This window comes from Burkholderia sp. 22313 (assembly GCF_052045245.1).
GTDB lineage: Bacteria > Pseudomonadota > Gammaproteobacteria > Burkholderiales > Burkholderiaceae > Burkholderia.
This window is the reverse complement of sequence record NZ_JBQEON010000059.1, coordinates 22,174-30,343: the sequence shown is the minus strand read 5'-3', so window position 1 is coordinate 30,343 and position 8,170 is coordinate 22,174. Positions and strand designations below refer to the sequence as shown.

The following is an 8,170-nucleotide window of genomic DNA, read 5'->3' as shown; positions in this document are numbered from 1 at the left end:
GCCTCGCGCACCGTGCGCTTGAACAGGAACACCTGGTCGGCCAGCGACAGCGCGTCGCCGTGCATGAAGTTGATTTCCATCTGCGCGGCGCCGACTTCATGGATCAGCGTGTCGATGTCGAGGTTCTGCGCGTCGCAGTACTCGTAGATGTCCTCGAACAGCGGATCGAACTCGTTGACCGCCTCGATCGAATACGACTGGCGGCCCGTTTCGGGGCGGCCCGTGCGGCCGACCGGCGGACGCAGCGGCAGGTCCGGGTCCTTGTTCATGTCGACCAGGTAGAACTCGAGCTCCGGCGCGACGACCGGCTTCCAGCCCTTTGCCTTGTACAGGTCGAGCACGCGGCGCAGCACGTAGCGCGGCGAGATCTCGACCGGCGAGCCGTCGAAGTGCACGCAATCGTGGATCACCTGCGCGGTGGGATCGACGGCCCACGGAATCAGGCAGATGGTCGACGGGTCGGGCACGCACACCATGTCGGGATCGGTCACGCCGGTCAGCGTGCCGTCTTCCGGATAGTCGCCGGTGACGGTCTGCACCATCACGGCCTGCGGCAGGCGCATCGATTCCCCGGATTCGAATTTGTTGCGCGGAATGATCTTGCCGCGCGCGATGCCGGCCATGTCGGGAATGATCGCCTCGACTTCGGTGATGCGGTGTTGACGCAGGAATTCACTCAGTTCGGGTTGCATGATCGGCCTCGTTCAGTCGATGTCGATGTCGGATGCGGCCGGCGACGGCATGGTGTCGCCGGCCGCATGAAGGCGGTGCGTCATCCGTGCGCGGCACGCCGCTCCGAATGCCGCGAAGAGGTCGCGCGACAGCGGCTGTTCCGCGAAGCGCCATTCCGGATGCCACTGCACGCCGAGTGCGAACGCGCGCGCGCCCCGCACGCTCACGGCCTCGATCAGCCCGTCGGGCGCGCTGGCCTCGACCGCGAGTCCCGCGCCGAGCCGCGCGATGCCCTGGTCGTGCAGCGAATTGACCATCGCATCGTGCGCGCCCCGCGCGACCCGTTGCAGCAGGCCGCCGGGCACGAACTGCACGCGATGCGCGGGGCCGTACTGGCGCTCGAGCGGATCGCCGTCGCGCTCGCGATGAGCGTGGAAGCCGCGGCTCGCATGCAGCCGCTGATGCAGCGTGCCGCCATACGCGACGTTCAGTTCCTGCATGCCGCGGCAGATCGCGAGCACGGGCACGCCCGCATCGATCGCCGCGCGAATCAGCGGCAGCGTGGTCGCATCGCGCGCGGGGTCGTGCAGCGTGTCGGGCGTGCTCGCCGGGCCGCCGTAGTGATGCGGCTCGACGTTCGAATAGCTGCCGGTCAGCAGCAGTCCGTCAATCGACGCGACGATCGCGTCGGCCGGCTGCCGCGCACCGAGCGCGGGCAGCACGAACGCCAGCGCGCCGGCGCCGTCGACCAGCGCGACGAGATACTTCTCCCCCGCCGTGTGGTTCGGATGGGCACCGCGCAGGATGCGGTCGGCGGTCACGGCTACGAGCGGGCGCGGTCGCATGATCGTCTCCTCGACAGGCGCGCGACGCGGACGGACGCGCCACACGATGGCAACCCGCGGCGGCGCGGCACGCGCCCACGCGTGATCGTGCCGCGCGCACGGTGCGGCAACAGGCGGTGCGACTCGATGCAAATGCGGGAACGGACGCTAGGGCAACAATGAAGCGCTGCCGTCGCACTGCACCGCGCTGAACACATGCGCGGTCACGAGATTGAAGCGGCGCAGGCCGCGATGGGACACAGCGAAAAAACGAGGCTCGCGTATGAGGGCGGCGCGCGTGCCGCGATCAGCATGCCGGATCGGCCCGGCCTGAGGCGGCGCGCCCGCCGACGGACTTCGGGTCCGGCGTATCGAAGGGCTGGCGGCTTTCACGATCGTACTCGACTGACTGACGAAGACAGGACACGTGTCGCGATGAAGCGGAGGCGGCAAGGCCGCGCGGCGACACGTCGGCAAGCTGTCTCGCAGCGGATTCCGGCGCGGTGCGGCGCTGATCGGCGCCGTCGCGGCCGGTGCGCGCGTGACGACTTCCTGACATTCAGCTTATATCACCTAAAAATTGCGTCAAATTTTCAGGTATCGGCCCCGACATCGATCAGACGAAAAAAAACGGCATCGACCGGCCGGGTCGATGCCGTTTTTGTGCGCTGCGTCGGCGGGCACGTCACGCGTTGGCGGGTGCTGGCGCGATATCCCGCCGCGCCGCCGCACACGGCGTGCCGACGGATCAGCGATGTGCGAGCGCGGTTTCGACGAGCGTCTGCAGCAGCGGCACGATCCGCGCGGCGCGCGCTTCGTCGTACGCGTACGGACGCGTCTCTTCCATGTAGGTGATCTGCGACAGCTCGAGCTGCACGGCTTCGACGCCGGTCGCGGGCACGCCGTAGTGACGCGTGATGTAGCCGCCCTTGAAACGCCCGTTCGCGACGGCCGTATACCCGCCGTGCGCGCTCACGCAGGCGGCCAGTGCCTCGGCGAGGCCGGGCGTGGCGCTCGCGCCGCTCGACGTGCCGAAGTTGAAGTCCGGCAGGCGGCCGTCGAAGAAGCGCGGCACGTGCGAGCGGATCGAATGCGCTTCCCACACGAGCACGCGGCCGTGCTCGCGCTTCAGCCGCGCGACCTCGCCTTGCAGCGCGTCGTGATACGGGCGCCAGTAGCGGTCGCGGCGACGCATGATCTCGTCGTTGCCGGGCAGCGCGTTCGCCGGATACAGCGGCGCCTTGTCGAACGTGTCGACCGGTACGAGACCGGTCGTGTCCTGCCCCGGATACAGGTTCTCGTTGTCGGGCGGACGATTCAGGTCGACGACATAGCGCGCATGCGACGGCACGAGGATCGACGCGCCGAGTTGCGCCGCGAACCCGTACAGCCGCTCGAGGTGCCAGTCGCAATCGTCGACGAAGCGCGCATCGGGCGTCATCGTCGCGGCGATGTCGTCGGGGATGTAGGTGCCCGCGTGCGGAATCGAGATCAGCAGCGGCAGCGTGCCCTGCTTCAGCGTGAATACAGCCGGTTGTTCAGTCATGTCGCATCACCGTAAAAGTCTGCCGGCGCACGCGGGCCGCGTTCGCCGGGGCCGCGCGCTCAGCGCAGCAGTTGCGCCAGCGCGGCGCGGTAGTCGGCATACGCGAGCGCTTCGTCGCGATGGCGGCGGCCGCTCACGACGCACTCGCCGCCGGTGTAGACGTCGAGCACCGGCGTGTCGCCGTGCTCGGCGAACACCGCGCCCGACAGCCAGGACGCGCTGTCGTGTTCCGCGATCGCCGGATGATCGGGATCGAGCACGAGCCAGTCGGCGCGGCAGCCTTCGCGCAGCGCGCCGATGCGCCGCCCGCTCGCCTGCGCGCCGCCCGCGAGCGATGCGTCGAACAGCCGATCGGCGACATGCGCCTGCGTGTCGCTCGCCAGCACGTTGCGCGCGCGATGCACGAGCCGCTGCCCGTATTCGAGCAGGCGCAGCTCCGAGCGCCAGTCGACCGATGCATGGCTGTCCGAGCCGACACCGATCACGCCGCCCTGCGCGAGATAGTCGACGGCCGGGAACACACCGTCGCCGAGGTTCGCTTCAGTGGTCAGGCACAGACCCGCCACCGCGCGACGCTTCGCGAGCGCCGCCGTTTCGGCCGCATCGACGTGCGTCGCATGCACGAGGCACCAGCGCGCATCGACGTCGAAGCGATCGAGCAGCCATTGCACCGGGCGCGCGCCATAGGCGCGCACGCAATCGTCGACTTCGGCCGTCTGCTCGGCGATATGGATGTGCACCGGCGCGTCGTCGGGCAGGCCTTCGAGCAACACGCGCAGCCCGCTTTCGGACACCGCGCGCAGCGAGTGCGGCGCGACGCCGTAGCGCAGCCCGCCATGCTCGGGCGCGGCGCGGCGCATCGCGTCGAGCAGTTCGAGCAGGCCGTCCGGCGTGTTGATGAAACGGCGCTGGTCGTCGCGCGGCGGCTTGTCGCCGAAGCCGGCGAACTGGTATGACACGGGCAGCATCGTGATGCCGATGCCGGCCGAACGCGCCGCGTCGATCACGCGCGTGCCGAGCTCCGCGATCTGCGGATAGCGCGAGCCGTCCTGCGTGTGATGCACGTAGTGGAATTCGCACACCGACGTGTAGCCGCACTTGAGCATCTCGACGTACAGCCAGCGCGCGATCGCCGCGAGCGCGTCGGGCGTGATCTTCAGCGCGAAGCGATACATCAGGTCGCGCCAGCTCCAGAAGCTGTCGGCGGGATTCGCGCGGTATTCGGTGAGCCCCGCCATCGCGCGCTGGAACGCGTGCGAATGCAGGTTCGGCATGCCGGGCAGCACCGGCCCGGCCGCGCGCGCGACGCCTGCCGGCGCGTCGGTATCGGGCGTCACGTCGGTCAGCATGCCGGCCGCGTCCCAGCGCAGCAGCACGTTGCGGTGCCAGCCATCCGGCAGGTAGGCATGGTCCGCGAACAACATAGAGTCGGTCATCGTGAGTCCTTGTCGACCGGCCTGACGCTTGAGCGCGTCGTCCGGTTCCATGCCTCGGTCGGTGGGGGTTGGCGCGTCGGCGTCCGGTCCCACCCCGTGGCGATCGACCGAACCCGCCGCTTCAGCGCCCGGTCCGGTCCCACGCAAATCTAGCCGTTCATCCGGCGAAACACCGTCGCACCGCCGCGCACGACCTGCTCGCACAGCGGCCGGCCGATCCAGTAGGCGAGCTCCGACAGCGAGCCGACCGACCAGACCGCGAAATCGGCCTGGCGACCGATCTCGAGCGCACCGTGACGATCGGCGCGGCCGAGTGCCGCGGCCGCATGACGCGTCACGCCCTGCAGCACCTCCGGCACCGTCATCCGGAACAGCGTGCAGCCCATGTTGAGCGTCAACAGCAGCGATTCGAGCGGCGACGTGCCCGGGTTGTGATCAGTCGCGAGCGCGATCGGCACGCCGTGCTTGCGCAGCAGCTCGATCGGCGGCAATTGCGTTTCGCGAATGAAGTAGTACGCGCCGGGCAACAGCACGGCGACCGTACCGGCCGCCTTCATCGCCTCGATGCCGGCTTCGTCGAGAAATTCGAGATGATCGGCCGACAGCGCACGATATCGCGCGGCAAGCGCGGTACCGCCCGCGTTCGACAACTGCTCCGCGTGCAGCTTCACCGGCAGGCCGCGCCGCGTCGCGGCCTCGAACACCCGCTCCGTCTGCGCGAGCGAGAAGCCGATGCGTTCGCAGAACACGTCGACCGCGTCGACGAGGCCTTCGTCGGCGAGCGCCGGCAGCATCCGTTCGCACACTTCGTCGATGTATGCGTCCGCGCGGCCCGCATATTCGGGCGGCAGCGCGTGCGCGCCGAGGAACGTGGTGTAGACGGTGACCGGGAAGCGCTCGCCGAGCTGGCGCGCGACGCGCAGCATCTTGCGCTCGCTCGCGAGGTCGAGCCCGTAGCCCGACTTGATCTCGATCGCGGTCACGCCGTCGGCGAGCAGCGGCTGCAGACGCGCGGCCGCCTGTACGAACAGCGTCGTCTCGTCGGCCGCGCGCGTCGCGCGCACCGTCGACACGATCCCGCCGCCCTGCCGCGCGATCTCCTCGTAGCTGACGCCGGCCAGGCGCTGCGCGAACTCGTCGGCACGCGTGCCGCCGTACACGAGGTGCGTATGGCAGTCGACGAGGCCCGGCGTCACCCACGCGCCGTGCAGGTCTTGCCGCTGCCAGTGCGCATAACCGTGCGGCAGCGCGGACAACGCACCGAGCCACACGATCGTGCCGGTTTCATCGACGGCAATGGCCGCATCGTCGATCGTTTCGTCGGGGTGGCCGTGCGGACACAGCCTCAGGTGATGCCAGACAATCGGTTTCATGCGTTCAGTCTCGTGCGCCGACGGCGAGCGACACGGCGAGCAGCGCGCCGCCTCCGCTCACGACGACGTCAAACGCACGCGGCGGCCCGTCGAGCCGCAGCGTGTCCATTTCCTGCAGTGCGTAGTGCGCGCCGTCGATCTCGACGCCGACCGCGCCCGTCGCGCAGAACAGCAGCACGGTATCGGCGCACTCGACGCGGTGCGTACCTTCGGGCCACACGCCGACCGCCCCGCGCGCGGCCGAACGGCGCGTCATCAGGTTGAAGTCGCGCGTCGCGCCATCGTGCAGCGTCGCGTCGATCGCCGTTTCGCCGGCGAAATCCGCACGCGCGAGCGGCGCGTCGAGCACGTGCTTCGCACCGCCCGCTTCCGCGAGCGTCATGCCCGCGCCGGACAGCAGCACGAGCGTGCGGTCGATCCCGTTGAAACGCGAGAACGGGCCGGCCGCGCCGACGTCCGCGACGCTCACGCGCCATGCGAACGCATCGAGCGCGGCGCCCGGCGGAAAGGCGCCGATTTCGCGCGTCACGCCGCCGCCGTTCTTCCACGGCGACGCAACGAGATCCGCGGCGCGGATCATCGTTGCGTGCACCGGCGCCTGGTCGAGCGCCGTCATGCTCAGCGGCCGAGCATCGGCAGCTTCAGGCCGGCTTCGCGGGCGGTCTGCTGCGCGAGTTCGTAGCCGGCATCCGCATGGCGCATCACGCCCGTCGCCGGATCGTTCAGCAGCACGCGGCCGAGACGCTCGTGCGCTTCGGCGGTACCGTCGGCGACGATCACGACGCCCGAGTGCTGCGAGAAGCCCATGCCCACGCCGCCGCCGTGGTGCAGCGACACCCACGATGCGCCGCCTGCGGTGTTCAGCAGTGCGTTGAGCAGCGGCCAGTCGCTCACGGCGTCCGAACCGTCCTTCATCGATTCCGTCTCGCGATTCGGGCTCGCGACCGAACCGGTGTCGAGGTGGTCGCGGCCGATCACGATCGGCGCCTTCAGTTCGCCGTTCTTCACCATCTCGTTGAACGCCTGGCCCAGGCGATAGCGATCCTTCACGCCGACCCAGCAGATCCGTGCCGGCAGGCCCTGGAACGCGATGCGCTCACGTGCCATGTCGAGCCAGTTGTGCAGGTGCGGATCGTCGGGGATCAGCTCCTTCACCTTCTGGTCGGTCTTGTAGATGTCTTCCGGATCGCCCGACAGCGCGACCCAGCGGAACGGGCCCTTGCCTTCGCAGAACAGCGGGCGGATGTACGCCGGCACGAAGCCCGGGAAGTCGAACGCGTTCTCGACGCCCATTTCCAGCGCCATCTGACGGATATTGTTGCCGTAGTCGAGCGTCGCCGCGCCGCGTTCCTGCAGATCCAGCATCGCCTGCACCTGGACGGCCATCGACTGCTTCGCGACCTTCACGATGCTTTGCGGATCGACCTTCTGCGCTTCGCGCCATTGCGCGACGGTCCAGCCCTGCGGCAGGTAGCCGTTGATCGGGTCGTGGGCGCTCGTCTGGTCGGTCACGCAGTCCGGCGTGATGCCGCGCTTGACGAGTTCCGGGAACACGTCGGCCGCGTTGCCGAGCAGGCCGATCGACACCGGCTTGCCGGCGCGCTTCGCTTCCTCGATCATGCCGAGCGCTTCGTCGAGCGTCGTCGCCTTCTTGTCGACATAGCGCGTCTTCAGGCGGAAGTCGATGCGCGTCTCGTCGCATTCGACCGCGATCATCGAGAAGCCGGCCATCGTTGCCGCGAGCGGCTGCGCGCCGCCCATGCCGCCCAGACCGCCCGTCAGGATCCAGCGGCCCGACGGATCGCCGTTGAAGTGCTGGTTCGCGACCGAGAAGAACGTTTCATAGGTGCCCTGCACGATGCCCTGGCTGCCGATGTAGATCCAGCTGCCGGCCGTCATCTGGCCGTACATCATCAGGCCCTTGCGGTCGAGCTCGTGGAAGTGGTCCCAGTTCGCCCAGTGCGGCACGAGGTTCGAGTTCGCGAGCAGCACGCGCGGCGCATCCTTGTGCGTGCGGAACACACCGACCGGCTTGCCCGATTGAATCAGCAGCGTCTCGTTCTCTTCAAGATCCTTCAGCGACGCGAGGATCTGGTCGTAGCATTCCCAGTTGCGCGCCGCACGGCCGATGCCGCCGTACACGACGAGCGCATGCGGGTGCTCGGCCACTTCCGGATCCAGGTTGTTCTGGATCATCCGGTAGGCCGCTTCGGCCAGCCAGGTCTTGCAGACCTTCTCGCTGCCGCGCGGTGCGCGGATCGTGCGCGTCGGATCGAGACGGGGATCGATGTGTTTCGGATGGTTCATGACGACAGCTCC

6 protein-coding genes and 1 pseudogene are annotated in these 8,170 nt (G+C 68.8%); all 7 read right to left on the bottom strand.

Features of this window, described 5'->3' with window-relative positions; translation table 11 throughout:
* Positions 1-692: pseudogene (locus tag ACTJKF_RS30660) on the bottom strand (glutamine synthetase); the annotation flags it as partial.
* Between the two features lie 12 nt (positions 693-704).
* A complete protein-coding gene (locus ACTJKF_RS30655; protein WP_440628825.1) occupies positions 705-1,517 on the bottom strand; it encodes a gamma-glutamyl-gamma-aminobutyrate hydrolase family protein in 813 nt (270 codons plus the stop codon).
* 727 nt (positions 1,518-2,244) lie between these two features.
* Entirely contained in the window at positions 2,245-3,042 is a 798-nt protein-coding gene (hutG, locus tag ACTJKF_RS30650) for an N-formylglutamate deformylase (RefSeq protein ID WP_440628824.1), read from the bottom strand.
* Between the two features lie 59 nt (positions 3,043-3,101).
* Positions 3,102-4,478: a formimidoylglutamate deiminase gene (locus tag ACTJKF_RS30645; RefSeq protein WP_440628822.1), complete on the bottom strand. Its 1,377-nt coding sequence runs from the start codon at positions 4,476-4,478 to the stop codon at positions 3,102-3,104.
* Positions 4,479-4,627: 149 nt separating this feature from the next.
* Entirely contained in the window at positions 4,628-5,851 is a 1,224-nt protein-coding gene (gene hutI, locus ACTJKF_RS30640; protein WP_440628820.1) for an imidazolonepropionase, read from the bottom strand.
* 4 nt (positions 5,852-5,855) lie between these two features.
* Positions 5,856-6,467, bottom strand: a complete 612-nt coding sequence (locus ACTJKF_RS30635; RefSeq protein ID WP_440628818.1) for a HutD/Ves family protein — start codon at positions 6,465-6,467, stop codon at positions 5,856-5,858.
* A gap of 2 nt (positions 6,468-6,469) precedes the next feature.
* Positions 6,470-8,158 carry a urocanate hydratase gene (gene hutU / locus ACTJKF_RS30630; protein WP_175026320.1) on the bottom strand — a complete coding sequence of 563 codons (1,689 nt, stop codon included), beginning with the start codon at positions 8,156-8,158 and terminating at the stop codon, positions 6,470-6,472.
* Positions 8,159-8,170: the final 12 nt, after the last annotated feature.

Excerpts from the sequence above, each read along its gene's own strand:
- ACTJKF_RS30655 (WP_440628825.1), bottom strand. The coding sequence starts at position 1,517 with ATGCGACCGCGCCCGCTCGTAGCCGTGACCGCCGACCGCATCCTGCGC.
- hutG (WP_440628824.1), bottom strand. The coding sequence starts at position 3,042 with ATGACTGAACAACCGGCTGTATTCACGCTGAAGCAGGGCACGCTGCCG.
- ACTJKF_RS30645 (WP_440628822.1), bottom strand. The coding sequence starts at position 4,478 with ATGACCGACTCTATGTTGTTCGCGGACCATGCCTACCTGCCGGATGGC.
- hutI (WP_440628820.1), bottom strand. The coding sequence starts at position 5,851 with ATGAAACCGATTGTCTGGCATCACCTGAGGCTGTGTCCGCACGGCCAC.
- ACTJKF_RS30635 (WP_440628818.1), bottom strand. The coding sequence starts at position 6,467 with ATGACGGCGCTCGACCAGGCGCCGGTGCACGCAACGATGATCCGCGCC.
- hutU (WP_175026320.1), bottom strand. The coding sequence starts at position 8,158 with ATGAACCATCCGAAACACATCGATCCCCGTCTCGATCCGACGCGCACG.